24 protein-coding genes and 1 pseudogene are annotated in these 25246 nt (G+C 65.6%); 13 read left to right on the forward strand and 12 right to left on the reverse strand.

Going from position 1 to position 25246, the window contains the following annotated elements; translation table 11 throughout:
* Nucleotides 1-38: 38 nt before the first annotated feature.
* On the reverse strand, nucleotides 39-665 hold the full coding sequence (locus tag RT614_RS07785) for a glutathione S-transferase family protein (protein WP_313621511.1): 627 nt from the start codon (nucleotides 663-665) through the stop codon (nucleotides 39-41).
* Between the two features lie 381 nt (nucleotides 666-1046).
* Nucleotides 1047-1736, reverse strand: coding sequence for a hypothetical protein (locus RT614_RS07790; protein WP_313621513.1), 690 nt, complete (start codon nucleotides 1734-1736; stop codon nucleotides 1047-1049).
* Between the two features lie 348 nt (nucleotides 1737-2084).
* Between RT614_RS07790 and groES the strand changes: the two genes are divergently transcribed.
* The 3 genes from groES to RT614_RS07805 all read left to right on the forward strand — a co-directional run bounded on the left by groES (nucleotide 2085) and on the right by RT614_RS07805 (nucleotide 5216).
* Nucleotides 2085-2372, forward strand: coding sequence for a co-chaperone GroES (gene groES / locus RT614_RS07795; protein WP_006221616.1), 288 nt, complete (start codon nucleotides 2085-2087; stop codon nucleotides 2370-2372).
* A gap of 37 nt (nucleotides 2373-2409) precedes the next feature.
* Nucleotides 2410-4050 (forward strand): chaperonin GroEL, encoded by a 1641-nt coding sequence (gene groL / locus RT614_RS07800; protein ID WP_313621515.1) that lies wholly within the window; start codon nucleotides 2410-2412, stop codon nucleotides 4048-4050.
* A 212-nt stretch (nucleotides 4051-4262) separates the two neighbouring features.
* Nucleotides 4263-5216: a YihY/virulence factor BrkB family protein gene (locus RT614_RS07805; RefSeq protein ID WP_313621571.1), complete on the forward strand. Its 954-nt coding sequence runs from the start codon at nucleotides 4263-4265 to the stop codon at nucleotides 5214-5216.
* 20 nt (nucleotides 5217-5236) lie between these two features.
* Here RT614_RS07805 and RT614_RS07810 read toward each other — a convergent pair whose 3' ends face one another.
* Entirely contained in the window at nucleotides 5237-5722 is a 486-nt protein-coding gene (locus RT614_RS07810; protein WP_313621516.1) for a MarR family transcriptional regulator, read from the reverse strand.
* Nucleotides 5723-5872: 150 nt separating this feature from the next.
* On the opposite strand from RT614_RS07810, the gene RT614_RS07815 reads away from it, so the two are divergent.
* The 10 genes and pseudogenes from RT614_RS07815 to RT614_RS07860 all read left to right on the forward strand — a co-directional run bounded on the left by RT614_RS07815 (nucleotide 5873) and on the right by RT614_RS07860 (nucleotide 15344).
* Nucleotides 5873-7330: a 2-hydroxymuconic semialdehyde dehydrogenase gene (locus tag RT614_RS07815; RefSeq protein ID WP_313621518.1), complete on the forward strand. Its 1458-nt coding sequence runs from the start codon at nucleotides 5873-5875 to the stop codon at nucleotides 7328-7330.
* Between the two features lie 21 nt (nucleotides 7331-7351).
* Nucleotides 7352-7783 (forward strand): RidA family protein, encoded by a 432-nt coding sequence (locus RT614_RS07820; protein ID WP_313621520.1) that lies wholly within the window; start codon nucleotides 7352-7354, stop codon nucleotides 7781-7783.
* Nucleotides 7784-7886: 103 nt separating this feature from the next.
* Nucleotides 7887-8861 carry a LysR substrate-binding domain-containing protein gene (locus RT614_RS07825; RefSeq protein ID WP_409558432.1) on the forward strand — a complete coding sequence of 325 codons (975 nt, stop codon included), beginning with the start codon at nucleotides 7887-7889 and terminating at the stop codon, nucleotides 8859-8861.
* Between the two features lie 254 nt (nucleotides 8862-9115).
* Nucleotides 9116-9667 carry a 3-hydroxyanthranilate 3,4-dioxygenase gene (locus RT614_RS07830; RefSeq protein ID WP_313621523.1) on the forward strand — a complete coding sequence of 184 codons (552 nt, stop codon included), beginning with the start codon at nucleotides 9116-9118 and terminating at the stop codon, nucleotides 9665-9667.
* A gap of 13 nt (nucleotides 9668-9680) precedes the next feature.
* Nucleotides 9681-10685 carry an amidohydrolase family protein gene (locus tag RT614_RS07835; RefSeq protein WP_313621524.1) on the forward strand — a complete coding sequence of 335 codons (1005 nt, stop codon included), beginning with the start codon at nucleotides 9681-9683 and terminating at the stop codon, nucleotides 10683-10685.
* 51 nt (nucleotides 10686-10736) lie between these two features.
* Nucleotides 10737-11912, forward strand: coding sequence for an ABC transporter substrate-binding protein (locus RT614_RS07840; RefSeq protein WP_313621526.1), 1176 nt, complete (start codon nucleotides 10737-10739; stop codon nucleotides 11910-11912).
* A gap of 39 nt (nucleotides 11913-11951) precedes the next feature.
* The gene (locus RT614_RS07845; protein WP_313621528.1) at nucleotides 11952-12872 is read left to right on the forward strand and encodes a branched-chain amino acid ABC transporter permease; all 921 of its coding nucleotides are present in this window, start codon (nucleotides 11952-11954) and stop codon (nucleotides 12870-12872) included.
* 13 nt (nucleotides 12873-12885) lie between these two features.
* Nucleotides 12886-13869 carry a branched-chain amino acid ABC transporter permease gene (locus tag RT614_RS07850; RefSeq protein WP_313621530.1) on the forward strand — a complete coding sequence of 328 codons (984 nt, stop codon included), beginning with the start codon at nucleotides 12886-12888 and terminating at the stop codon, nucleotides 13867-13869.
* Nucleotides 13866-14633, forward strand: a complete 768-nt coding sequence (locus tag RT614_RS07855) for an ABC transporter ATP-binding protein (protein WP_313621532.1) — start codon at nucleotides 13866-13868, stop codon at nucleotides 14631-14633. Before RT614_RS07850 ends, RT614_RS07855 begins: the two co-directional genes overlap by 4 nt.
* A pseudogene (locus RT614_RS07860) lies at nucleotides 14630-15344 on the forward strand (ABC transporter ATP-binding protein). Before RT614_RS07855 ends, RT614_RS07860 begins: the two are co-directional and overlap by 4 nt.
* Before the next feature lie 29 nt (nucleotides 15345-15373).
* On the opposite strand, the gene RT614_RS07865 reads toward RT614_RS07860, so the two are convergent.
* The 9 genes from RT614_RS07865 to RT614_RS07905 form a co-directional block, all read right to left on the reverse strand.
* On the reverse strand, nucleotides 15374-16426 hold the full coding sequence (locus RT614_RS07865) for an Ldh family oxidoreductase (protein ID WP_313621534.1): 1053 nt from the start codon (nucleotides 16424-16426) through the stop codon (nucleotides 15374-15376).
* 9 nt (nucleotides 16427-16435) lie between these two features.
* Complete coding sequence (locus RT614_RS07870; protein WP_313621536.1) at nucleotides 16436-17956, reverse strand: mannitol dehydrogenase family protein; 1521 nt, start codon at nucleotides 17954-17956, stop codon at nucleotides 16436-16438.
* Nucleotides 17957-18016: 60 nt separating this feature from the next.
* A complete protein-coding gene (locus RT614_RS07875; RefSeq protein WP_313621538.1) occupies nucleotides 18017-19552 on the reverse strand; it encodes an altronate dehydratase family protein in 1536 nt (511 codons plus the stop codon).
* A gap of 31 nt (nucleotides 19553-19583) precedes the next feature.
* A complete protein-coding gene (locus tag RT614_RS07880) occupies nucleotides 19584-20450 on the reverse strand; it encodes a fumarylacetoacetate hydrolase family protein (RefSeq protein WP_313621539.1) in 867 nt (288 codons plus the stop codon).
* 33 nt (nucleotides 20451-20483) lie between these two features.
* The gene (locus RT614_RS07885) at nucleotides 20484-21230 is read right to left on the reverse strand and encodes an SDR family oxidoreductase (protein ID WP_313621540.1); all 747 of its coding nucleotides are present in this window, start codon (nucleotides 21228-21230) and stop codon (nucleotides 20484-20486) included.
* Nucleotides 21231-21243: 13 nt separating this feature from the next.
* Nucleotides 21244-22653: a TRAP transporter large permease gene (locus RT614_RS07890; protein ID WP_313621541.1), complete on the reverse strand. Its 1410-nt coding sequence runs from the start codon at nucleotides 22651-22653 to the stop codon at nucleotides 21244-21246.
* A gap of 51 nt (nucleotides 22654-22704) precedes the next feature.
* Nucleotides 22705-23331 carry a TRAP transporter small permease gene (locus RT614_RS07895; protein ID WP_313621542.1) on the reverse strand — a complete coding sequence of 209 codons (627 nt, stop codon included), beginning with the start codon at nucleotides 23329-23331 and terminating at the stop codon, nucleotides 22705-22707.
* Nucleotides 23332-23395: 64 nt separating this feature from the next.
* On the reverse strand, nucleotides 23396-24370 hold the full coding sequence (locus RT614_RS07900) for a sialic acid TRAP transporter substrate-binding protein SiaP (protein WP_313621543.1): 975 nt from the start codon (nucleotides 24368-24370) through the stop codon (nucleotides 23396-23398).
* A gap of 147 nt (nucleotides 24371-24517) precedes the next feature.
* Entirely contained in the window at nucleotides 24518-25231 is a 714-nt protein-coding gene (locus RT614_RS07905) for a FadR/GntR family transcriptional regulator (protein ID WP_313621544.1), read from the reverse strand.
* Nucleotides 25232-25246: the final 15 nt, after the last annotated feature.

A 25246-nucleotide genomic window follows, 5' to 3' on the forward strand; every position in this document is an offset into this window, starting at 1 on the left:
CTCCTTGGGGTCTTGTAGTTATGCGCGGCGCATGCCGCTCAGTTGGCGTGTGCGGGCGAGACGTAGCCCGGCAACTCGTCAATGCGTTGGCGCCAGGCGAACACCGCGGGATAGGCGTTCAGATCGATGCCCGCTTCCTCCGCCAATGCGAGGTAGCCATAACAGGCGATGTCCGCGACGCTGCGCACCGATGCCAACCAGGGCGTTTCGCCAAGGCGCTTTTCGATCAGACTGAGGAATCGATCGGTTCGTCGCTGCAGTCCCGTCAAATCAAGAAGGTCCTCACTAACGCCCAGATGATGTGCGGCTTCCGCATTGCTGACGACCTTTGTCAGTCGCAGCGGCTGAAGGCTATTCGCGATCTCATTTGCCGACACGGACAGCCACGAGAACATCTGTCCGCTATGGGGCAATGGCGCCAGCCATTGCGGGGCGTACTTCTGAGCCAGGTAAAGCAAGATGGCATGGCTGTCCCACACGGCCAACCCGTCGTCTTCGATGGCGGGCACCTGCCTCCATGCGCTCACCTGTTCGAACTCTTCGGTCTGGTTCTTGCGCGCCAATACGTCAATGAACCGGCTTTGGTACGGCAGATTGATCAGAGACAGCAAGAGGCGAACCTTGTAGCAGTTGCCGGAACGAGGGTGGTCGTAGAGGGTGATCATGGATGGGCTGGGACTTGGTAGGCAACGAGCACGCACAGGAGGTGGTGCAGGAAATGTTAGGAGCGCTTGCGCCGGCAGACTTGCCAGGAAGCGCACCAAGGTTGCCTGGGAGCGACAGAAGTTCCAGCTTTTGCGGGTGACCCCTTTTCTTCTGGGTCATCACCCATGAATGGCTAGATGAGAGCGTGTGGCTACGCTGGCGCCGGCTCGTGCATCCCGAGTTCGCCATAGAGACCGTTACGCCCAGGAACGAACGCCCAACCGCGATAGGTCTCTGTCCCAATGATGGAGGTCAAGGGACGGAGGTCTAAACCACAGGCTTTCAGGTGGTGAGTTGTGTGGGACCCGGCTGACACCCAGGGCATCGCCTGGAGCGAGTCCCTACCCTTCGACGGCCGCCGTCTCGCCATCCGGCGCGTCAACCGTCCCGCCGGTAGGCGACAACACCAACGTGCGATAGCAGACAGACATCGAGGTCACCGAAATCAAGGCGGTCACGAACACGACCACCGCGCCGTAGACGTAGTAGCCCGCGCTGACCGTGCGCGGCATCTGCAGCAGATATACCCTGACAAGTTCCAGCAGCAGCAATATCGGCACGGGCACCAGCGCCACGCCCACGAAGCGCAACTTGTTGCCGCGGGTCAACGCGGCCATGCGCCGAACCTCAAGCCTTCCCGTCAGCGCGGCATGGGGCAGGGCCAGAAAGAAATGACCGACAAAATAGGCCGGCAACAGCCCCAGCGCGAACTGCAGCGCCATGGCATAGGCGGGCAGGCCCTCCGGGCCGGCCGTCAACCTGGCGACGACAAAGCTCACCAGCGACAACGCGAACAGCGCCGCCGAACCCGCTGCCGCCACCACGAAGTACATCCGTTCGGGCTTGCCCGTGGCAATACCGGGGCGCGCGTGTTCATTCAACAGGATGTGCCGGTGCCAGGCGACCGCCGCCAGCACCGGCGCCGCCGTGTTGACCAGCCATCCCGCCAGTTGCAGCAGCATGCTCTGCTGCGCGACGGCCATCTGGTCCAGGTATTTGCCCAGCGTGGTGCCCGCGATCAGGATCGCCACCAATTGCGGCGCGGTGGCAAGCAGGCGCCCGCCATGGTCGCCCAGCTAGGCAAACGTTTCGCGGATCACCCGCCAAAGCGGTAGTTTTTGCTGCACACGGCGCTCCATTCAATGCCGGCGCGCCGGGGCGCTTCGCGCCCTGCGCGCAATTCAGCCGGTATATGTATAGGTAACGGCAGCAAGTAACAAAAACTAACACACGCCCCGCGCCGAATATGTAACAGCCCCGCCTGCCCCCTTGAACCGTCAGACATCATCCCTATAATTAGCACTCGACACCGGTGAGTGCTAACAGCCCTCCCGGGGCTAAACGACCATTCACTTTCTTTTAGTTAACAGGAGTTCCTCATGGCCTTGCGTCCCCTGGGCGATCGCGTGATCGTCAAACGCCTCGAAAACGAGCGCAAGACTGCCTCGGGTATCGTCATCCCCGACAGCGCCGCTGAAAAGCCCGACCAGGGTGAAGTCGTGGCCGTCGGCCCCGGCAAGAAGACCGAAGATGGCAAGATCCTGCCGGTCGACCTGAAGGCTGGCGACAAGGTTCTGTTCGGCAAGTACGCCGGCCAGTCCGTGAAGGTTGATGGCGAAGAACTGCTCGTCATCCGCGAGGACGAAATCCTCGCCGTTGTTCAGTAAACCCCGCCTCAAACGAATTTTCGAAGGAAGCTAAGAAATGGCTGCCAAGCAAGTATTGTTCGGTGATGACGCCCGCGTGCGCATCGTCCGTGGCGTGAATGTCCTCGCCAACGCTGTCAAGACCACCCTGGGCCCCAAGGGTCGCAACGTCGTGCTGGAGCGCTCGTTCGGCGCCCCGACGGTGACCAAGGACGGCGTGTCCGTCGCCAAGGAAATCGAACTGAAGGACAAGTTCGAAAACATCGGCGCCCAACTCGTCAAGGACGTCGCGTCCAAGACCTCCGACAACGCCGGTGACGGCACCACGACCGCAACCGTGCTGGCCCAGGCCATCGTTCAGGAAGGCCTGAAGTACGTTGCCGCCGGTTTCAACCCGATCGACCTGAAGCGCGGCATCGACAAGGCTGTCGCCGCTGCCGTCGCCGAACTGCAAAAGCAATCCAAGCCGGTCACCACCAGCAAGGAAATCGCTCAAGTCGGTTCCATCTCGGCCAACAGCGATTCCTCCATCGGCCAGATCATCGCTGACGCGATGGACAAGGTCGGCAAGGAAGGCGTCATCACCGTCGAAGACGGCAAGTCGCTGGAAAACGAGCTGGACGTCGTCGAAGGCATGCAATTCGACCGCGGCTACCTGTCGCCCTACTTCATCAACAACCCGGACAAGCAAGTTGCCGTCCTGGACGACCCGTTCGTCCTGATCTTCGACAAGAAGATCAGCAACATCCGTGACCTGCTGCCCGTGCTGGAACAAGTCGCCAAGTCGAGCCGTCCCCTGCTGATCATCGCGGAAGACGTCGAAGGCGAAGCCCTGGCCACCCTGGTTGTGAACAACATCCGTGGCATCCTGAAGACCACCGCCGTCAAGGCTCCTGGCTTCGGCGACCGCCGCAAGGCCATGCTGGAAGACATCGCCATCCTGACGGGCGGCACGGTGATCTCCGAAGAAACCGGCATGTCGCTGGAAAAGGCCGGCCTGACCGAACTGGGCCAAGCCAAGCGCATCGAAGTGGGCAAGGAAAACACCACGATCATCGACGGCGCTGGCGACAGCAAGTCGATCGAAGCCCGCGTCAAGCAAGTTCGCGTGCAGATCGAAGAAGCCACGTCCGACTACGACCGTGAAAAGCTGCAAGAACGCGTGGCCAAGCTGGCCGGCGGCGTTGCCGTGATTCGCGTTGGCGCTGCCACCGAAGTCGAAATGAAGGAAAAGAAGGCTCGCGTCGAAGACGCCCTGCACGCTACCCGCGCTGCAGTGGAAGAAGGCGTTGTGGCTGGCGGCGGCGTTGCTCTGCTGCGCGCCAAGCAAGCCATCGCTGGCCTGAAGGGCGACACGCCTGACCAGAACGCCGGTATCAAGCTGATCCTGCGTGCTGTGGAAGAGCCCCTGCGCACCATCGTCACGAACGCCGGCGAAGAAGCCAGCGTCGTGGTCAGCAACGTCCTGAACGGCAAGGGCAACTACGGCTACAACGCCGCGACCGGCGAGTACACCGACCTGGTCGAGCAAGGCGTGCTGGATCCCACCAAGGTGACCCGCACCGCCCTGCAAAACGCTGCCTCCGTCGCCAGCCTGCTGCTGACGGCCGAAGCCGCCGTTGTGGAACTGGCTGAAGACAAGCCCGCTGCTCCGGCCATGCCCGGCGGCATGGGTGGCATGGGCGGCATGGACTTCTAAGTCCCGCTTCCCTTGCAAGGCCTCCCCGGTTTCGGCCGGGGAATGCAGTATCCGAAAAACCCCCGGTCCTTCGCCCCGGGGGTTTTTCTTTGCCTGTTGTTTCAGGCGGGCGCCATTCCCTGGGCAGGCATACGTTTGCCAACAATCTGCGGTTTCCGCCGCCGGCATGCGTCCCTACAATGAAGGCTCTCCCAGACGACGCCCAGCCTCCCATGCGATTGCCCAAGACCTTGCTGCGTATGATGCGCCCCGCCGAGATCGGAGGGCTGCTGATGGACTCTGCGAAACAGTGGTCCAGCCATCGCGCCTCCAGCAAGGGAGCGGCGCTGGCGCTGTACATGGTGTTTTCGCTGGCGCCGATGCTGCTGCTGGTGATCGCCGTGGCCGGCGCGTTCTTTGGCGAAGACGCGGTGCGCTCCGAATTGGTCTCGCAGCTTCGCGACCTGATTGGCGAGCGCGGCGCGGAAGTAATCCAGACTGTGCTGGCCAGCGCCCACGAGTCGGGCGGCGGCTGGATTGCCGCGCTGATCTCCATCTTCGTGCTGATCTTCAGCGCGACCACCGCCTTTGCGGAACTCAAGGCCAGCCTGGACGACCTGTGGGAGGTCACCGCCAACCAGAAAAGTGGCCTGCACGGCATGGTGCACAGCCGCATGCTGTCGTTCGGCCTGGTGCTGGTGCTGGCGCTGTTCCTGCTGGTGTCGCTGACCGTGAACGCGGGCCTCGCCGCCGCGCGCGGCATCTATGGCGATCTTTGGACCAGTTCGACATTCGCCCTGGTGGCCGAGTGGATCTCCAATCTGTTTTCGTTTTCCATCGTGGCGGCGCTGTTCGCCGTGATCTACAAGCTGCTGCCCAGCGCCAGGATCTCGTGGCAGGACGTCATCCCCGGAGCGATCGTTACCGCTGCGCTGTTCCTGCTGGGCAAATGGGGCATCGGCGTCTACCTGAGCCGCGGGGCGGCCGTATCCGCCTATGGTGCAGCCGGGTCGCTCATCGCGCTGCTGCTGTGGATCTACTACTCGGCGCAGATATTCTTCTTCGGGGCCGTGTTCACGCGACAGTTCGCGCTGCGCTTCGGCAAGGTGGACCGGCAACGCGCCTCCACATCGCAAACGCCCCCGCCCTCCGACCCGGGCAACCCGGCGCCCAAGACCGACGTCTGATCCATCGACGGCGCCGCGCCTCACGGCGAGTCCGGCGTCTCCAGTCCTGCCATCAGCCGCAGACACCGCAAGAACACCGGCCGCAGTTCCTCCGGAATCGGCGCCAGCACCTGCGCCTCGACGTCGGCATCCCGCGGCAGGATACGAGCCAGCAAGGCTGAGCCTTCCGGCGTGATCTCCAACGCATAGGCGCGCGCGTCTTCGGCGGAGCGCGTGCGGCGCACGAATCCCTTCTTCGTCATGCGCGCGATCATCTCCGCAAACGAATTGCGATCCAGGGCGATCAACTCGGCAATGCGGTTCTGTGTGGCTCCCGGATTCTGGTAGACGGTGACCAGCAAGGCCTTCTGGCGCGGGGTCAGGTCCTCGTCGGGAAATGACTGCGCGAACAGCGCTTCCGCCCGGAAATGCGCGCGGCGCAGCAGGTGGGACGCCACCTGCGTCAGGTCGAATTCCTTCAGGGCCCGGGCGCTGGCCGGGCGGGCGGATCGGGAAGGGGCGGTCATCGGGCGTCCATGGAATGTGCCTGGCGATTGTAGGCGCAGCGGTTCTCGAAAATGCGCATTGACTTGGCGCCGCCCCCTGCCTAATATCCGCCAATATAGTACGTATACGTATCTATTAAACAAATAGGCATTTCACCAAGGACCGCGCCCATGCCGATACGCGAACTGCGCAATTACCTGGACGGCCGCTTCGAAGACGGCGCGTCCACCTTCGACAAACACAGCCCGGTGGACGGCACGTTGATCGCGCGCGTCCACGAAGCCAGCCGAGACCAGGTCGACCGCGCCGTCATCGCGGCTCGACGGGCGCTGCCCGCGTGGGCGGCGCTGCCCGTGGCGGCGCGCACGGAACACTTGCTGGCTCTGGCCGACGGCATCGACCGCCGCTTCGATGACTTCCTGCAGGCCGAAATCGGTGATACCGGCAAGCCGGTGAGCTGGGCCGGGAAAATCGACATCCCGCGCGGCGCGGCGAATTTCCGCACCTTTGCGGAACTCGCGCGCACGCTGGACATGGAAAGCTACATGACCGACACGCCCGACGGCAGGCAAGCGCTGAACTACGCCTACCGCAAGCCGCTGGGCGTGGTGGGCGTGATTTCGCCGTGGAACCTTCCGCTGCTTCTGCTTACCTGGAAAGTGGCGCCGGCGCTGGCCTTCGGCAACACCGTCATCATGAAGCCGTCCGAAGTCACGCCCTCCACCGCCACGCTGCTGGCCGAGGTCGCGCATGAATCTGGCCTGCCGCCCGGCGTGCTGAACCTGACCCACGGCTTCGGCCCGAACTCTGCCGGCGAATTCATGACCACGCACCCCGACATCGACGGCATCACCTTCACCGGCGAGTCGGCCACGGGCGCCACCATCATGCGCGCGGTGGCGCCGGGCGTAAAACCCGTTTCCTTCGAACTGGGCGGCAAGAATGCCGCGCTGGTATTCGCGGACGCCGACTTCGACGCGGCGGTGGACGGCGTTACGCGGTCCGTCTTCGCCAACTGCGGCCAGGTCTGCCTGTGCACGGAACGCGTATATGTCGAACGCCCCATCTACGAACGCTTCGTCGCGGCGCTGGCCGCGCGGGCGCGCGACATGCGCATCGGCTGGCCAATGGACCCCGACACCGAGATGGGCCCGCTGGTTTCGCGCGAACATCGCGAAAAAGTCCTTTCCTACTTTGCGCTGGCGCGCGAAGAAGGCGCGACGGTCGTCGCCGGCGGCGGCGTGCCCGCCTTCGGAGACGCGCGGGACCAGGGCGCTTACGTGCAACCCACGATCTGGACCGATCTGCCCGAAGACGCCCGCTGCATCAAGGAAGAGGTATTCGGCCCCGTTTGCCACGTGGCCCCGTTCGACACCGAGGAAGAAGCCATCCGCCTGGCCAACGACACCCGCTACGGCCTCGCGGCTGCGGTATGGACCCAGAACCTGACGCGCGGACACCGCGTGGCGCAGGCCATGCAGGTGGGACTGGCCTGGGTGAACTGCTGGTTCCTGCGCGACCTGCGCACGCCCTTCGGCGGCAGCGGCCTGTCCGGCATCGGCCGCGAAGGCGGGCGCCATTCCCTGCATTTCTACACCGAACCCACCAACGTCTGCATCAAGCTCTAACCCACCGCCAAGGAACGCACGATGAACCAGCCCACCGCCAACGCCACCGTCGTCCCCGGCAAGGCCACGCCGCGCGGCAAGTATCCCCATATCAAACGCGCCGGCGACTTCCTGTACGTATCCGGCACCAGCTCGCGCCTGCCCGACAACCGCATCGCGGGCGCCGAGGTCGACGCCATGGGAACCACCACGCTCGACATCCGCGCGCAGACTCGCGCCGTCATCGAAAACATCCGCGACATCCTCGCCACTGCCGACGCCACGCTGGCCGACGTGGTCGAGATCAGTACTTTCCTGGTCAACATGAACGACTTCGGTGGATACAATCAGGTCTACGGCGAATTCTTCGACGCCAATGGCCCGGCGCGCACCACGGTTGCGGTTCACCAGTTGCCGCACCCCCATTTGCTCATCGAAATCAAGGCCGTCGCCTACAAGCCCGTCGTCCGCTAGCGCCTTCTGGCATTCCCGGCTGCGCATCATGGATGACGGCGTGTCATACACACCCAGGGAACAGGACGATCGTCCGCGGCCAGGCGCCAGGGCGGCAGCACGGATGTCGAACTTCCGCATTACGCCCAACGCGCTCAGCCACAAGCTGAAGCTGCACCAGTTGCAGATCTTCGAACGGGTGCTGGCGCGCCGTTCGCTGTCGCGCGCCGCCAGCGAACTGCACCTGACCCAGCCCACCGTCACCAAAGCCATCCACGACCTGGAAGCCTTCTTCGGCGCCACCCTCTTCGAACGCTCCAACCGCGGCGTCACGCCCACCGAACTCGCCCTGGTGCTGGGCCGGCGCGTCCACGCCATGATGGCCGAAGTGCGCTACATGGCCGACGACATCGACGCCGTACTCGGCGGCGCAAGTGGCCACGTCGTCGTCGGCACCCTGATCGCCGCATCCGCCAAGCTGCTGCCCGAGGCCATCGCCCGCCTCATGACCGAGCATCCCGGCATCCAGGTCACCGTCCGCGAAGGCCCTTCCGCCCAGTTGCTGCCCGCGCTCGCCACCGGCGACGTCGACATCGTCGTCGGCCGCCTGCCCGGCGCCGACATGGCCTCCATCTCCGGCGTCGCCGTCGACCACCACAAGCTCTACCACGAAGACCTGTGCCTCGTCGTCGGCGCGCAACACCCGCTGGCAGGCGCGCAGCAGGTGGCCCTGGCAGACCTGATGGACCACATCTGGATCCTCCCCGCCCCCACCTCGCCCCTGCGCGCCTCAATAGAACGCACCTTCTTCGACGCCGGCCTGCGCCTGCCCACGCGCCACGTCGAATCCCTGTCGTTACTCACCAACATCGGCGTCCTGATGCACAGCAACGCCCTGGCCCTGATCCCCTACGACGCCGCCGCACAATTCCTGTCCATGGGCGTCCTATCCCGCCTGCCCACCACCGTCTTCGGCGCCTTCGGCGACGTAGGCTACTCCCTCCGCGCCGACCGCCCGCTGACACCCGCGTGCCAACGACTGGTGGACTACCTGAAGCAGATCACCGCGCAGCGGCAGGCGACGCCAGAAGGCACGTAGCGATCCACGGCCCGGGATTGTGGAGACCGGTGGCTGAAACCCGAACACACCGCAGCGGGTCCACGCACTCGCTCTCCGGTATCAGACACGAGCTCACCCCAGGCCGCCGCCACGCCGGGCGTCTTAAGCCTCCCGGGAAACCCCGCGATAGATAACCCGAATACCCACCCCCACAATTTCTATTGTGCAGCCGCCCACCTCCCCGCCTAGACTTCACCATCCCCGCAAGCCAAGCAACACCCTCGGAGACCTTCATGCCCGCCTACGGCCCGCCATTGAATTTCCAGCGCTGGATACAAGACCACGCGCACCTGCTCAAGCCGCCCGTCGGCAACCAGCAGATCTGGCAGGACAGCGACTTCATCGTCACCGTCGTCGGCGGCCCCAACCATCGCACCGACTACCACGACGACCCCCTGGAAGAATTCTTCTACCAGATCCAAGGCAACGCCTGGCTCTCGCTCTGGATCGACGGCAAGCCCGAACGCGTCGACCTCAAGGAAGGCGACATCTTCCTCTTGCCGCCTCACGTCCGGCACTCCCCCCAGCGCCCCGAAACCGACAGCGCCTGTCTCGTCATCGAACGCCAGCGCCCACCCGGCCTGCTCGACGGCTTCGAATGGTATTGCCCCCATTGCAGGGAGCTCGTGCACCGCGTCGAAGTCCAGCTGAAAAGCATCGTCACCGACCTGCCGCCCCTCTTCCAGGCCTTCTACGCCAGCACCGAAAAACGCACCTGCCCCGCCTGCGGCGAAATCCACCCCGGCAAAGGCCATGCGCCTTCCGAACAGCCCACGCCCGCCTAGGCTCGATTCAGACATGACCCAGAAAATCGACATGCACGCGCACTTCTTCCCGCCGATCACCCGGCAGGAAGCCGCCGCACTCGACCCCGTCAACGCCCCCTGGCTGCGTCCCGACGCCAACGGATCCACGGGGCAGATCATGGCGGGAGACCGCCCGTTCCGCCCCGTAGACGCCACCTTATGGGACCCTGCCCTGCGCGTGGCGCAGATGGACCGCCACGGCGTCGACATCCAGATCCTCTGCGCCACGCCCATCATGTTCGGGTACACCTATCCCGCTCAGGCTGCAGCAGACTGGGCCGCGCGCATGAACGACCTCGCGCTGGAACACTGCGCCCATGCGCCAAACCGCTTGAAAGCCCTCGCGCAGGTCCCGCTGCAGGATCTCGACCTGGCCTGCCGCGAAGCATCCCGGTCGCGCGCCGCCGGACATCTTGGCGTACAGATCGGCAACCACGTCGGTCCGCGAGACCTGGACGACGACACCCTCGTCCAGTTCCTCGTCCATTGCGCCAATGAAGACATTCCCGTGCTGGTGCATCCGTGGGACATGATGACCGACGGCCGCATGAAAAAGTGGATGTTGCCGTGGCTGGTCGCCATGCCCGCCGAAACGCAGCTCGGCATCCTGTCCCTGATCCTGTCGGGCGCGTTCGAACGCATCCCGCGCAGCCTGAAGCTCTGCTTCGCGCACGGCGGCGGCAGCTTCGCTTACCTGCTCGGCCGCGTCGACAACGCATGGCGGCATCGCGACATCGTCCGCGAAGACTGCCCGCAACTGCCGTCTTCCTACACCGACCGCTTCTACACCGACAGCGCCGTCTTCGACCCGCGCTCGCTGCGCCTCTTGATCGACGTCATGGGCGAAGACCGCGTGCTGCTCGGCTCCGACTATCCGTATCCGCTGGGCGAACAGGAAGTCGGCAAGCTCGTCGCGCACGCCGATCTGCTGCCCGGCGTGCAGCAGAAGATTTTGTTCCGCAACACGATGACGTTCTTTGGCTTGCAGGCGCAGTAACGCGCGATCACATCCACGACCGTGACACACGGCAAAGCAAGGGGAATCACCATGAAATGCATGCACAAGCTGGCCGCGGCCGCTGCGCTCGGGTTGCTGCTGGGCGCAAACGCGCACGCCGACGTCAAGATCGGTCTGCTGACGACGCTGACCGGCCCCGGTTCCGTGCTGGGGCAGGACCAGCTCGACGGCTTCATGCTGGCCGTCGAGCAAGGCGGCGGCAAGCTGGGCGGCGTGCCCGTCCAGATCATCAAGGAAGACGATCAGTTCAAGCCCGAGGTCGGCGTGCAGGCCGCGCGCAAGCTCGTGCAAAGCGACAAGGTGCCCATCATCACCGGCGTCGTGTATTCCAACGTCATGCTGGCCGTCGTGCGGCCCGTGACCACCGCCGGCGTATTCCTGGTCGGCTCCAACGCCGGTCCCACAAACCTGGCCGGCAAGGACTGTTCGCCGTACTTCTTCTCCACATCCTGGAACAACACGCAGCGCCACGAAGGCAGCGGCGAAATGGCCAACCAGATGGGGTTCAAGAAGGTCTACCTGCTGGCGCCCAACTACCAGGCGGGCAAGGACGCCATGGCCGGGTTCAAACGCTTCTACAAGGGCGACGTGGTGAACGAGGTGTTCACCCAGGTCAACCAGCCCGATTATTCGGTCGAGCTGGCAGCCCTGGCCGACGCCAAACCCGATGCGGCCTACGTGTTCTTTCCTGGCGGCATGGGCGTGAACTTCATCAAGCAGTATCGCCAGGCCGGCCTCTTCGGCAAGATCCCGCTGCTGTCGGTGGACACCATCGACGGCGCCACGCTGCCCGCCCTGCAGAAAGACGCGCTGGGCGCCGTCACCAACGTGCCCTACTCCCCCGACCTGGACAACGCCGCGAACAAGGCTTTCGCCGCGGCGTTCCGCCAGAAGTATGGCCGCGAGCCGTCCAGCTATGCCGCACAGTCGTGGGACGCCGCGCAACTGATCGGGTCCGCATTGCAGAAGACGGGCGGCAAGGTCGACGACAAGGATGCGTTGCGCAAGGCGCTGGAATCCGCGGACTTCCAATCCGTGCGCGGCGAGTTCCGATACCAGCCCAATCACTTCCCCGTGGCTGGATTCTTCCGGGCGGACGTGGCGGCGGCGGCGGATGGCAAGGTGGGCTTCGTGAACAAGGGCCCCATCTTTCCCGACTTGTCCAAGGTGTCAGACCAGTACGCCGCCCAGTGCGTCATGAAGTGAAGCGGGCGGCCCACGGGGCCGCCGGCAAGGGGTAATGCCATGTCCACGACGCTGCTGCTGGTGCAGGCCTTGAACGGCCTGCAGCTCGGCATTTTGCTGTTTCTGCTGGCCGCCGGCCTGACGCTGGTGTTCGGCATCATGAACTTCATCAACCTGGCGCACGGATCGCTCTACATGATGGGCGCGTTCATCGCGGCCACCGTGTTCCGACATACCGGATCGTTCCTGCTGGCCGCGGCGGCGGTCGTCGCCGGCATGGCCGCGCTGGGGCTGCTGCTGGACCGCATTGCGCTGGCCCGACTGTATCCGCGCGAACACCTGGACCAGGTGCTGGCCACCTTCGGCTTCATCCTCTTCTTCAACGAGCTCACGCGCATCATCTGGGGGCCCGCCCCGATCAGCATGGGGCTGCCGTCGTGGCTGTCCGGCACCATCGACATCCTGGGGGTGACGTACCCGCTGTACCGCTTCCTCATCATCGTCGTGGGGCTGCTGGTTGCCGCAGGCTGCTACGTGCTGATCCACCGCACACGGCTGGGCATGCTGATCCGCGCCGGGTCGACCGACCGCATGATGGTCGGCGCGCTGGGCGTGAACATCGCCCGCCTGAACACGCTGCTGTTCGTGCTGGGCGCTGTGCTTGCGGGGCTGGCCGGTTTGATGGCCGGCCCGATCCTGTCCGCGCAGACCGGCATGGGCGAACCCATCCTGATCCTCACCCTGGTGGTCATCGTGATCGGCGGTATCGGGTCCGTGCGCGGCGCGTTCCTGGCCGCGCTGATGGTGGGGCTGATCGACACGCTGGGCCGCGCCCTGCTGCCCACCCTGCTGCGCGCCGCCCTGCCGCCCGCCGCCGCCAACGCGGCGGGGCCGGCCATCGCGTCGATGCTGATCTACATCGTCATGGCGCTGGTGCTGGCCATGCGACCGCAGGGCCTATTTCCCGTCAGGCACGGATAAGGACGGAGATCACATGCAAAAGCTATCTCCGCGCACATTGGCGGCCGCCGCGCTGCTGATCCTGCTTGCCCTGGTGCCGGCGTATGCGCAATGGCAGGGCGAGCCCTTCCTGCTGGCGCTGTTCGGCCGCGTGCTGGTGTACGGCATCGCGGCGCTGGCATTGAACCTGCTGCTGGGCTACGGCGGCATGGTGAGCTTCGGCCATGCCTTGTACCTGGGCCTGGGCGCCTATTCGGTGGGCGTGCTGTCGCACTACGGCATCGAGAACGGCTGGCTGCACCTGGCCGCCGCAGCCGGCGCCTGCACGGTCGTGGGCCTGGTCAGCGGCTACGTGGTGATGCGCACGACGGGCATCGCCTTCATCATGATCACCCTGGCATTCGCACAGATGTTCTATTTCCTGGCCACCGGTCTGGAAGGCTTCGGCGGGGACGACGGCATGTCGCTGTTCGCCGGCAGCGACTTCGGCCTGTTCCGGCTGGACACGCCGCTGGCGCTGTATTGCTCGGCGCTGGGCGTGCTGGTGCTGGTCCTGTGGCTGATGCACCGTTTGATCCACGCGCCATTCGGCATGGCCCTGCGCGGCTGCCACGCCAACGAACGCCGCATGCGCGCGCTTGGATTTCCGACGCTGCGCTACCGCCTTGCCGCCTACGTGATTTCGGCGGTCATCTGCGGAGTGGCCGGCGTGCTGCTGGCGAACCTGACGATGTACGTATCGCCGTCGTACCTGGCCTGGACGACATCCGGCGAACTGATCGTGATGGTGGCGCTGGGGGGCATCGGCACGTTGTTCGGGCCGGTGGTTGGCGCGCTGGCCTTCCTGCTGCTGGAAGAAGGACTGAAGCTGTTGACCGAGCACTGGATGTTGATCATGGGCCTCTTGATCGTCGGCGTGGTGCTGGCCTCGCGACGCGGCCTGTACGGCAGCCTGTCGCCCGCGTCCTGGCGCATCGCCCGCCCGGCCGCGCGCCAGCCTTCCGGAGAGTCGCAATGAGCACGCTGCGCATCGAGAACCTGGAAAAACGCTACGGCGGACTGACGGTGACGGACAAGCTATCCCTGGATGTCGCCAGCGGCGAGCTGCACGCCGTGATCGGCCCCAACGGCGCCGGCAAGACCACGCTGATCGGTCAATTGAGCGGCGAACTGCGCCCCGATGGCGGCCGCGTGTTGCTGGACGGCAGGGACGTGACGCGCATGCCGGTCGAAAAGCGCGTGCGCCACGGCCTGGCGCGGTCCTATCAGATCACGTCGGTATTCAAACCCTTCACCGCGCTGGAAAACGTGGCGATGGCCGTGCAGGCGCGGCGCGGCCACAGCTTCCGGTTCTGGCGGCCGGTGCTGTCCACGCCGGCCCTGACCGAACCTGCCCGCGAAGCGCTGGCCCTGGCCGGACTGTCTGGCCGCGCCGACACGTCCGCCGGCGAACTGGCGCACGGTGAACTGCGGCAGCTCGAACTGGCCATGGTGCTGGCGTGCCGGCCGTCGTTGCTGCTGCTGGACGAACCCATGGCGGGCATGAGCCAGCACGAGTCCGAAGCGATGACCCGGCTTCTGCTGCAACTGCGCGGGCGCTACACGATCCTGCTGGTAGAGCACGACATGCAGGCCGTCTTCGCGCTGTCCGACCGCATCACCGTGCTGGTATATGGACGCGCCCTGGCTTCTGGCACCGCAGATCAGATCCGCAATGATCCGCAGGTACGCGAATGCTATCTGGGCAGCGAGCGCGGCCGCGCGCGGGAGGTTCAAGCATGACCGCCGCCCTGCTTTCCTTGCGCGGCGTGACCGCGCACTACGGCGCCAGCCAGGCGTTATTCGGCATCGACCTGGACATCGCCCCCGGGCGAATTCGTCACTCTGCTGGGCCGCAACGGCATGGGCAAGTCCACCACCGTCAAGGCGGTGATGGGACTGAATCCCGCCACCCTTGGCGCGATCTCGTTCGATGGCGCCGACATCAGCCGCCTGCCCGCCTACAAGGTGGCGCAGCGGGGGATCGGATTGGTCCCCGAGGGGCGTCATGTCTTTCCCAACCTGTCCGTGCGCGAAAACCTGGTGGCCACCGCGCACAACAAGCAAGGCGCGGCCCGGCCGTGGACGCTGGAACGGGTGTATGCGCTCTTCCCCCGCTTGTCCGAACGCGCCCGCCACCTGGGCAGCCACCTGTCCGGCGGCGAGCAGCAGATGCTGGCGATCGGCCGCGCGCTGCTGACCAATCCGCGCCTGCTGATCCTGGATGAGGCCACGGAAGGCCTGGCGCCCGTGGTGCGCGAAGAGATCTGGGCGGCGCTGGACGCCTTGAAACAGACCGGGCTGGCGGTGCTGTGCATAGACAAGAACCTGGAGCCGCTGCTCGCCACCGCGGACCGCCACGCGATCGTGGAAAAGGGGCGCGTCGCCTGGACGGGCACGTCGAAGGAATTCCTGGACGACGAGGCGCGGCTGCTGCAATACCTGGGGGTCTAGCGCGGCGTCCTGGCGCCGCTGCGTGGCATTCAGCCCGCGCGCGGCGGCAACGTCACGCCCAGCCGGTCGCTCCAATCCTGCATCTCGGCCCACAGGGCTGGCGGCACCGGTAATCCTTGCCGCAGGCGCTCGGCCTGCGACGCGGCCTCGGGGTCCCCGGGCAGCCGCGGCGATCCCGGCGCCTGGGACAGTTCCATCGCCATCCCCGCCACCGCCGCGGCCAATGCCGCGCCGCCGGCGAATCGCGCGGGGTCGATGACGATGAAAAACGCGCCCAGTTCGCGCGGGGTGTCCAGCGCTTCGTACATGGACGAGATGTGCGGCCCGAACGGATTGCCGTTAAGCGGTCCGCACAGCAGTTCCACCATCATTGCCAGGCCATAGCCCTTGTAGCCGTATTCCTCGCCCCCCAGCGGGCGCAGGGCGCGCGCAGCCTGCGCGTCGGTGCAGTCCTGACCCTGACCGTCCAGCGCCACGCCCGGCGGCAGCCGCTCGCCGTCGCGCCGCGCGTTCATGACGCGGTTCCAGGGGATGGCCGTGGTGGCCATGTCCAGGCACAGCGGTTCCGCATCCGCGCGAGGAAAGGCCAGCGAAATCGGATTCGTGCCGAAGAAGGGCTCGCGGCCGCCGAAGGGCGCGGCGATCGAGTCCGAGTGCGTAAAGGCAATGCCGATCAGGCCCAGCCGGGCGGCCGCGCGGCTGTACAGCCCGATGGCCCCGCAGTGCGAGGAATCGCTGACCCCGACCGCCGCCACGCCGGCGCTGCGCGCCAGCTCGATGGCCAGCGCGTTGGCCCGATGGGCCACCACGATGCCCTGCCCTCGGCCACCGTGCACCTGCGCGGTGCCCGGCCCGGTGTGGTCGATGCGGATGTCAGGCCTGGACAGAATGGACCCGTGCGCAACGCGATTCAGGTAGTGGGGCAGACGGGCGATGCCATGCGAATCGATGCCCCAGAGGCTGGTCTGCGCCAGGCTCTGCGCCAGGCAGCGCGCGTCTTCCGCGGAAAAGTCCTGAGCCAGCAGGCACGCCTCGGCCCAGCGTTCCCAATCGGCGGCGGTTACGCGGGTGTCGGCGTGCATGATTTCTTCCTAGGTGGCCGCCTGCACCGCGTGCATCACGCCGTGCTCGCGCAATGCTTCCAGTTGCACGGTCAGGCTGGTGACGAATTCCGTGGATTCGCCCAAATCTCCGAACACCGGCTTGAAACGAGCCAGCACCGTTGCGCGCCGCTGCGCCGCCTGCGACGGTTTGGCGGCGTTGGCGGCGACTTCCGCGCGCGAAAGCAGGCGATCCAGCCGTGCAGCAATGGGGTCTTTGATGGGGTGGGAGCCGCCCTGCTCATTGACGCCGCGCAGATAGTGCAGCCACGCCGCCACGGCCAGGCTCAGGCGGTCGATGCCATGTCCGGCGCGCAGGCGGTCGCGGATGGTGTCCAGCAGCCGCTGCGGCAGCTTCTGCGACCCATCCATGGCGATCTGGCTCAGGGGATGCGGCAGCGCCGGATTGGAGATCCGTTCCAGGAACCGCTGGCGGTACTCTTCCAGTCCGGTCTCGGGAATGCCGCGCAGCGTCGGCGCGATCTCTTCCCGCATCATGGCCTCGACGAAGGCGCGCAGCGCCGGGGTGGCCACCGCCTCGGCCATGGTCTGCAAGCCCAGCGTCGCGCCCAGGTAGGCCAGCGCCGAGTGCGGACCGCTCACCATGCGCAGTTTCAGGCGTTCGTAGGGCGCCGCGTTGCGCACGAAGGTAGCCCCGCCCTGCGCATCCCACGCCGGGCGGCCCGCGGCGAACTTGTCCTCGATCACCCAGTTCAGATAGGGTTCGCCCAGCACCGGCCAGGCGTCCTGGACGCCCAGCCGCGCCGCGATCCGCTGCCGGTCCTGGTCTTCGGTGGCCGGCACGATGCGGTCCACCATGGAATTCGGAAAGGTGCAGTGCCGGTCGATCCAGTCGGCCAGGGTGACATCCACGCGCAGCGCGAATGCCAGCACCAGGCTGCGCAGGATGTCTCCATTGCCGCGCAGGTTGTCGCAGGACATCAGCGTGACGGGCGGCAGATCGCGTTCCCGGCGCAGCGCCAGCCCGTGGACCAGGATGCCGATGGTGCTGCGCGGGCGAACGGGGTTCTCAAGATCGTGCAGGATGTCGGGATCGTCCCAGCGCAGATGGCCGGTGGCGGGCTCGTGGCTGTAGCCCTTTTCCGTGACGGTCAGGCTGACGATTCGAGTCTGCGGATAGGCGATGCGCTCCAGGACCGCGTTGGGATCCTCGTCGGCCACCATCACCCGCAGGACCGAACCCACCACACGCAGCTGTTCGCGGTCCTGACCGTCCGGACCGGCATCGCGCACCGACAGCGTATACAAGCCGTCTTGCGGAGTCAGCGCATCGCGCGTGTCGGGGTGGCGCAACGAAACGCCGAGAATGCCCCAGCTGAGGTCTCCGCTGGCCTGCATGGCCTGGTCGGTGACCACCGCCTGGTGCGCGCGGTGAAAGGCGCCCAGCCCCAGATGGACGATGCCCGGCGTCAGCCGGCTGCGATCGTAGCTGGGCTTTTCCACGTCTGCGGGCAGACGCGGCAACGACTCCGTATTCAAACGTTCAAGCATGGGTGCGCAATGCCAAAAAGGGGGCGACGCCAGGGTATAGCATGCCGCGTACCGTCTTCGCTACATCACCGCACCCAGTTGCCACGGAACGAACTCGTTCTGGCCGTAGCCGTGCGCTTCGCTGCGGGTGCGGCGGCCGGACGCGGTCTGCAGCATCAGCTGGAAAATACGTTCGCCCATCTGCGCCACGCTTTGCGCGCCATCAACCACCTCGCCGCAATTGATGTCGATATCGTCCGACTGGCGCTGCCACAGCGCGGTATTGGTGGACAGCTTGAGCGACGGCGCCGGCGCACAGCCGTAGGCGGACCCGCGCCCGGTCGTGAAGCAGATGAGATTGGCGCCGCCCGCCACCTGCCCGGTGGCGGACACGGGGTCGTAGCCCGGGGTGTCCATGAAAACCAGCCCGCGCGTACGCACCGGCTGGGCGTATTCGTAGACGTCGGTCAGGTTGGTCGTGCCGCTCTTGGCGATGGCGCCCAGCGACTTTTCCAGGATGGTCGTCAAGCCGCCCGCCTTGTTGCCGGCGGAAGGGTTGTTGTCCATTTCGGCGTCGTTGCGGGCGCAGTAGTCCTCCCACCAGCGCACGCGCGCCAGCAGCTTGGCGGCGACTTCGGGCGTTTCCGCACGTCGCGTCAGCAGATGTTCGCCCCCGTAGATCTCGGGCGTTTCGGACAGAATGGCCGTGCCGCCGTGGCGCACCAGCAGGTCCACCGCCGCCCCCAGCGCGGGGTTGGCGCTGATGCCGGAGTAGCCGTCCGATCCGCCGCACTGCAGGCCCACCGTCAGGTGGCTGGCGGGCACGGCCTGGCGCTGGACGCGGTTGGCCTGATCCAGCATGCGTTCCACCAGCTCGATGCCGCGCGCCACCGTCTTGCGCGTGCCGCCGGTGTCCTGGATGTTGAAGGTGTGCAGCATGCCGCTTTCGCGCAGATGCTCCTGCTCCATCAATCCGCCGATCTGGTTGGTCTCGCAGCCCAGGCCCACGACCATGAGGCCGCCAAAATTGGCATGCCGCGCATAGCCGCCCAGCGTACGCCGCAGCACGCGCAGCGGCTCGCCGTCGCTGCCCGTGGCGCAGCCTGCGCCGTGGGTCAGCGCCACGACGCCGTCGACGTTCGGACAGGAGGCCAGCGCCTCGGGCCGGATGTCGCGCCGGAAGTGGTCGGCGATGGCGCGCGCCACCGTGGCCGAACAGTTCACGCTGGTCAGGATGCCGATGTAGTTGCGGGTGGCGATGCGGCCGTCGGCGCGCACGATGCCGTCGAACATCGCCGGCGCCGGCACATAGTCCGTCGCCCGGGCGTCCTGCCCGACCGCGTAGTCGCGTTCGAAGTCGGAGAATTCCAGGTTCTGGGTATGGACGTGCTGGCCCGGCGCGATGTCCTGCCGCGCCACGCCGATGATCTGGTTGTAGCGGCGCACCGGCTGGCCTGCGGCGATGGCGCGCACCGCCACCTTGTGGCCGGGCGGCACCAGGCCCGCAACCGTCACCCCTTCGCTTTCCAGGCGCGTGCCGCTGACCAACTGCCGCCTGGCGATCACCACGTTGTCCGCCGGGTGGATGCGTATGACTGCCGTATCGGTCTGGGACATGAGGACTCCGGAAAGCAAGGGTGGCGGAAGATCAGCCGTCGATCAGGGCGGGATCCCACGCGTGGACGCGCTGGCGCTGTTCGCCCAGGCCGGCAATGCCCAGCTTCATCTCGTCGCCCGCCTTCAGGTAAACGGGCGACGGTTTCTGCCCCATCCCCACGCCGGGCGGCGTGCCCGTGCTGATGAGATCGCCGGGATACAGCGTCATGAAGCGGCTGACGTAGGAAACGAGCTGCGCCACGCCGAACACCATGGTGCGGGTGCTGCCGTTCTGGTAGCGCTTGCCGTTCACCTCAAGCCACATCTCCAGATCCTGCGGATCCGGGATCTCGTCGGCCGTGGCCAGCCACGGCCCCACCGGCCCGAAGGTGTCGCAGCCCTTGCCCTTGTCCCAGGTGCCGCCGCGCTCGATCTGGTATTCGCGTTCGGACACGTCGTTCACCACGCAATACCCGGCCACGTGCTTCATGGCGTCGGCTTCACTGACATAGCGAGCCTTCTGGCCGATGACCACGCCCAGCTCGACTTCCCAGTCGGTCTTGACCGAGTCCTGCGGCAGGACCACCGGATCGTTGCAGCCCACCAAGGCCGACGTGGTCTTCATGAAAATGACGGGTTCGGCCGGCACCGGCAGGCCCGATTCGGCCGCGTGGTCCGCGTAGTTCAGCCCAATGCAGATGAACTTGCCCATGCCAGTCCACGGCGGCGCAACCCGGCCCGGCTGCGCCACCAGCGGCAGCGACGACGGATCCAGTGCGCGCAGCTCGGCCAGCCCGGCCGGCGTCAGCGTCTGCGCCGTGATGTCGGCGACGACGGAAGACAGGTCGCGGATCTGGCCCTGCGCATCGATCAGGGCGGGCTTTTCAGAGCCCTTGGCGCCATAGCGCATCAATTTCATAGCGGTTTCCTTGTTGCTGGAAGAAAGAAGAATTCAGTTGGACCAGCCGCCGTCGATCACCTGCGCGGTGCCGGTCGTGAAGGCGGATTCGTCGCTGGCAAGATACACCGCCAGCGCGGCGATTTCCTCGGCTCGGCCGATCCGGCCCATGGGCTGGCGCGCGGTGAAGGCGGCCTCTACTGCCGCGATCGACTGGCCGCTGGCCTGCGCCTGCGCGTCGATGCGCTGGCGCAGGGACGGAGAGTCCACCGTTCCGGGGCAGATGGCATTGCAGCGTATGCCCCGGGCCACGTAGTCCGCGGCTACCGCCTTGGTCAGGCCGATGACGGCCGCTTTGGTGGCGCCGTAGGCGCAGCGGTTGGGCGCGCCCTTGATGCTACCCGCCACCGACGCCATGTTGACGATGGAGCCCGATCCGCGCGCCAGCATGGCCGGCAAACACGCGCGGATCAGCAGGTACATGGACCGCACGTTCAGGTTGAACGAAAAGTCCCAGGCATCCTCGTCGCAGTCCAGGATGGTGCCGGCATGCACGAAGCCGGCGCCGTTGAACAGCACGTCCACGGGTCCTGCGGCCTCTGTCAGCGCACGCACGGCGCGCCCGTCGGTCACGTCCAGCACCTGAGTGCGGCAGCCCGACAAGGACTCCAGCGCCGCGCCGTTCAGGTCCACGGCCAGCACGTCGGCGCCTTCCTGCGCATAGGCCTGCGCCACGGCGCGGCCGATGCCCTGCCCGGCGGCGGTGACGATGGCGGTCTTGCCTTGCAGTCTTCCTGACATGAGCATGATTCCTTTATTTTCCGGCCATGCCCATCGCGGTGGGCAGCCACAAGGTGATCTGGGGAATGTAGGTAATCGCGATCAGCGCCACGAACAGCGGCACCAGCCACGGCAGGATCGCCATCGTGGTGCGCTCGACGGACAGCTTGGCCACCCGCGCCAGCACGAACAGCACCATGCCCATCGGTGGATGCAGCAATCCGATCATCAGGTTCAGCGTCATGATCAGGCCGAAATGGATCGGATCGATGCCCAGTTTCAACACGATGGGCAACAGGATGGGCACCAGGATCGTGATGGCGGCGATCGTGTCGATGAAACAGCCCACGATCAGGATCAGCACGTTGGCCATCAACAGGAACACCCACTTGTTCTGCGTCACGCTCAGGATGGCGTCCGTCAGGGTCTGCGCCGCCTGCGTCGTGGTCAGCAGCCAGGCGAACACGGACGCCGCGGTCACGATGAACAGCACCGACGCCGTGGTCTCGATGGTGTCGAACGAGGCCTTGGCCAGGGTCCGCAAGGTCATGGAGCGATACCGCACCAGGCCCAGGAACAACGCCCATATCACGGCCGCCACCGCGGCCTCGGTGGGCGTGAACCAGCCCAGAGTCATGCCCCCGATCAAGATCACCGGCGCCATCAGGGCCATGACGGCCGAGAAATTGAATTTCCAGTCCAACGCCAGCAACACCACGAAGGCGATGCCGGCGGCCAGGTTGGGCGACACCCCGGACAGCGTCATCAGCCAGATGGACAGCGGAAACGCCAGCACGATCAGCACTTCCAGCCCCGCGCCGGCCAGGCGCTTCCAGTCGAACGCAACGTCGCCGCCCCAGTTGTTGCGGCGGGCGTAATACGCGACGGTGAACATCATCAGGATGGTCAGCACCAACCCCGGGATCAGCCCTGCCAGAAACAGCGACCCGATCGACACGTTGGCCATCATGCCGTAGATCACAAATGGCAGCGACGGCGGAATGATGGGACCCAGCGTGGCCGACGCGGCGGTCACGCCCACTGCAAATTCAGTCTGATAGCCATGGTCCTTCATGGCTTTGATTTCGATCGTGCCCAGCCCCGCCGCGTCGGCGATGGCGGTGCCGGACATGCCGGCGAACACCACCGAGCCGATGATGTTCACCTGCCCCAGCCCGCCGCGCATCCAGCCCACCAGCGCAACCGCGAAGTTGTAGATGCGGCCGGTGATGCCGGCGATGTTCATCAGGTTGCCCGCCAGAATGAAGAACGGCACGGCCAGCAACGGAAAGGACTCGACGCCCGCGATCATGCGCTGCGCGATCACCACGTCCGGCACGCTGCCGGAAATCAGGATGAACAGCAGGGACGCGCCCGCCATGGACACCGCCACCGGCAGGCCCAGGATCATCAACAGCAGAAAGCTTCCTATCAGTGTGCCCATGTATCGCTCCTGGAAAGGCGCAGCGGATTCTTGGTTGATTGCGGCTTGAAATCAGTCCAGCGACTCGTAGGCCGCAGGATTCTCCAGGATCGAATATCCCTGCCGCCAGTTCTGCAGGGACACCTGCAGCGATCGCACGAACATCATCACAAAGCCCGCCAGCGCCACCCAGTAGACGTAGGCCTTGTTCCAGAACAACGTAGTCATGGGTTCATCGCCCACCAGCACGATGTAGCGGTAGGTCAGCCACACCGCATAGCCGAAGAACGCCGTGCGCACGATGTCGATCAGCGTCGACAGCACGCGGCCGACGGGCTTGGGCAGATAGCGGTACAGGAAGTCCACCTGAATGTGGCGGCACGCGCGCACGCACATGGCCGATCCCACGAACACCACGCCGATCAGGCAATACACCGCAAGTTCTTCGGTCCAGGCGTAGGAATCGTTCAGCACGTAGCGGGAGAAGAACTGCAGGAAGACCAGCATCGCCATCGTCCAGAACATGGCAAGGCAGATCCAGTCTTCGGGCTGATAACCGGCAAGGCTGACGACGTGGTGATCGGCCTCTTCGAAGCTTTGGACGATTTCGTCCACCGAAGCAGCCTGGTGCGGGCCGGGCGGCTGCCCCGACGCAGGGCTGACGGCCGCCATTGGCGCGGCCTTCGCGTTGGAATGCATGGAGTTTCCCCTCATCCGGGATCGGGTGGTGGCTGGCGGGCCGCGGCGGCGGCCCGCCGGCGGCTTACTTCACCGCCTGGATCTTTTCCCAATCCGACTTTTCGTAGCCGTACTGCTTGAACGGCACTTTCTCCAGCACGGTGTCGCGGAAGTCCGCAATGTTGACCTCGGCGACCGTCAGTCCGCGCTTCTTGAACACCTCGACCATCTTCTTCTCGGACTCGGCCACCTCCGCCGACGCCTTTTCCGCGGCCTGCTGCGCGACCTCGGCGAAGATCTTCTTGTCCTCGTCGGACAGGCTCTTCCAGAGCTTGCCGGAGATCACGGTGTTCAGATGGTCGACGATGTGTCCGGTGAGGATGATGTTCTTCTGCACCTCGTAGAACTTCTTGGCCTCGATGGTGGTGAGCGGGTTCTCCTGCGCTTCCACCGTGCCGTTCTGCAGCGCCAGGTAGACCTCGGCGAACGCGATGGGCGCCGTGTTGGCGCCACAGGCGCGCGGCATGGCCAGGTAGGCGGCCACATCCGGAACACGGATCTTCAGCCCCTTCATTTCGCCGCACTTGGTGAACGGACGATTCGACGTGGTCTGCCGCGTGCCGTAGTAGGTGGTAGCGACGATGTGATTGCCGCTCTTTTCGTCGTAGCCCTGCGTGAGCTCCTTGTAGATGTCGCTCTTGGTGTAGGCGATCAGGTGCTCGGGGCTGCGGAAGGTGTAGGGATAGTAGGTCACCCCGATCCGCGGAAAGCTCTTGGCGGCGAAGCTGGACCCGGAAATGATCATGTCCACCGTGCCCAGCGTCAGGCCCTGGTTGATGTCGTTTTCCTTGCCCAGCTGAGAGGCCGGATAGACATCGATGTGATAGCGGCCGTTGGTGCGCTTTTCGATTTCCTGGGCCGCCCACACCGACGAGGTATGGAAGGGCTCGGAAGTCTCGTACACGTGCGCCCACTTCAGTTTGGTCTGCGCCAGCGCGGAGCCGCTGACGGCTAGCGCGACGGCGGCAAACAGCACTTTGATAGCGTTGCCTGGCTTCATGTTGTCTCCTCTCTTTGAGGTGGCGGCGCGGCACGCGGGGTCGCGCGACGGCCTGCGTCATGTTTTACGTATGGATTTCACCTACTGAGCTGCACCTTCTTACTGCGACTGCGAATCACCGCGGGCGCCAGGCGCCCGCGGCACATGCTATTCAGCGCGCAACGCATCGGCCGCACCTGGCCAGCTGGCCATCAGGCGGTCGTACGAGCAGGAAAGATGTTGATGCATGGCGGCACGCGCGCCCTGTTCATCGCCGGCCGCGATGGCGTCGATGACGCGTCGGTGCTCGGTGATGGCGACGGCCCAGCTATCGGAATTCTCGAAGTAGTCGCCCAGCTTGACCGACAGCGGATTGTGGCGTTCGTCGAACAGTTCGCCCACCACGCGCACGAGGACGGCGTTGTTGGCCATTTCCGCCACGCGCAGGTGGAACTGCCTGTCTCCGCGGATGGGAACGCTGCCGGCCCGGGCCTCGTCTTCCATCGCGTCCACGGCTTCACGCAGGCCCTCGACCAGCGCGGGCACGGGGTTCAGCGCGGCCTGGGCGGCCAGTTCGCTTTCGATGGTGCGGCGGGCGCGGATGGTTTCAAGCGGACTTTCGGCGGTCAGGCTGGCGCGCGGCGCGCCTGCCAGACTCTGCACATACACGCCCGATCCCATGCGGACTTCCACCCAGCCCTCCACTTCCAGCGCGATCAAGGCTTCGCGCACGGAAGGCCGCGACACGCCGAGCTTCAGCGCAAGATCTCGCTCCGGCGGCAGGCGCGCGCCGACCGGGAACTCGCCGGCCTCGATCAGCAAACGAAGCTGATCGGCGATCTGGCGGTACAAGCGACGGGGCTCGATAGTCTGGATCGGCATGGGCGTACAGCTGGT

This window comes from Achromobacter sp. (genome assembly GCF_032102605.1).
In the GTDB taxonomy this organism is placed as follows: domain Bacteria; phylum Pseudomonadota; class Gammaproteobacteria; order Burkholderiales; family Burkholderiaceae_B; genus Achromobacter.

What these genes read in the sequence shown, in the direction of transcription:
- RT614_RS07825 (WP_409558432.1), top strand. Translation starts at nt 7,887, where the DNA reads ATGTCGAACTTCCGCATTACGCCCAACGCGCTCAGCCACAAGCTGAAG.
- RT614_RS07810 (WP_313621516.1), bottom strand. Translation starts at nt 5,722, where the DNA reads ATGACCGCCCCTTCCCGATCCGCCCGCCCGGCCAGCGCCCGGGCCCTG.
- RT614_RS07835 (WP_313621524.1), top strand. Translation starts at nt 9,681, where the DNA reads ATGACCCAGAAAATCGACATGCACGCGCACTTCTTCCCGCCGATCACC.
- groL (WP_313621515.1), top strand. Translation starts at nt 2,410, where the DNA reads ATGGCTGCCAAGCAAGTATTGTTCGGTGATGACGCCCGCGTGCGCATC.
- RT614_RS07820 (WP_313621520.1), top strand. Translation starts at nt 7,352, where the DNA reads ATGAACCAGCCCACCGCCAACGCCACCGTCGTCCCCGGCAAGGCCACG.
- RT614_RS07840 (WP_313621526.1), top strand. Translation starts at nt 10,737, where the DNA reads ATGAAATGCATGCACAAGCTGGCCGCGGCCGCTGCGCTCGGGTTGCTG.
- RT614_RS07850 (WP_313621530.1), top strand. Translation starts at nt 12,886, where the DNA reads ATGCAAAAGCTATCTCCGCGCACATTGGCGGCCGCCGCGCTGCTGATC.
- RT614_RS07905 (WP_313621544.1), bottom strand. Translation starts at nt 25,231, where the DNA reads ATGCCGATCCAGACTATCGAGCCCCGTCGCTTGTACCGCCAGATCGCC.
- RT614_RS07885 (WP_313621540.1), bottom strand. Translation starts at nt 21,230, where the DNA reads ATGTCAGGAAGACTGCAAGGCAAGACCGCCATCGTCACCGCCGCCGGG.
- RT614_RS07900 (WP_313621543.1), bottom strand. Translation starts at nt 24,370, where the DNA reads ATGAAGCCAGGCAACGCTATCAAAGTGCTGTTTGCCGCCGTCGCGCTA.
- RT614_RS07785 (WP_313621511.1), bottom strand. Translation starts at nt 665, where the DNA reads ATGATCACCCTCTACGACCACCCTCGTTCCGGCAACTGCTACAAGGTT.
- RT614_RS07875 (WP_313621538.1), bottom strand. Translation starts at nt 19,552, where the DNA reads ATGTCCCAGACCGATACGGCAGTCATACGCATCCACCCGGCGGACAAC.
- RT614_RS07870 (WP_313621536.1), bottom strand. Translation starts at nt 17,956, where the DNA reads ATGCTTGAACGTTTGAATACGGAGTCGTTGCCGCGTCTGCCCGCAGAC.
- RT614_RS07830 (WP_313621523.1), top strand. Translation starts at nt 9,116, where the DNA reads ATGCCCGCCTACGGCCCGCCATTGAATTTCCAGCGCTGGATACAAGAC.
- RT614_RS07805 (WP_313621571.1), top strand. Translation starts at nt 4,263, where the DNA reads ATGCGATTGCCCAAGACCTTGCTGCGTATGATGCGCCCCGCCGAGATC.
- RT614_RS07895 (WP_313621542.1), bottom strand. Translation starts at nt 23,331, where the DNA reads ATGCATTCCAACGCGAAGGCCGCGCCAATGGCGGCCGTCAGCCCTGCG.
- RT614_RS07815 (WP_313621518.1), top strand. Translation starts at nt 5,873, where the DNA reads ATGCCGATACGCGAACTGCGCAATTACCTGGACGGCCGCTTCGAAGAC.
- RT614_RS07880 (WP_313621539.1), bottom strand. Translation starts at nt 20,450, where the DNA reads ATGAAATTGATGCGCTATGGCGCCAAGGGCTCTGAAAAGCCCGCCCTG.
- RT614_RS07890 (WP_313621541.1), bottom strand. Translation starts at nt 22,653, where the DNA reads ATGGGCACACTGATAGGAAGCTTTCTGCTGTTGATGATCCTGGGCCTG.
- RT614_RS07855 (WP_313621532.1), top strand. Translation starts at nt 13,866, where the DNA reads ATGAGCACGCTGCGCATCGAGAACCTGGAAAAACGCTACGGCGGACTG.
- RT614_RS07865 (WP_313621534.1), bottom strand. Translation starts at nt 16,426, where the DNA reads ATGCACGCCGACACCCGCGTAACCGCCGCCGATTGGGAACGCTGGGCC.
- RT614_RS07845 (WP_313621528.1), top strand. Translation starts at nt 11,952, where the DNA reads ATGTCCACGACGCTGCTGCTGGTGCAGGCCTTGAACGGCCTGCAGCTC.
- groES (WP_006221616.1), top strand. Translation starts at nt 2,085, where the DNA reads ATGGCCTTGCGTCCCCTGGGCGATCGCGTGATCGTCAAACGCCTCGAA.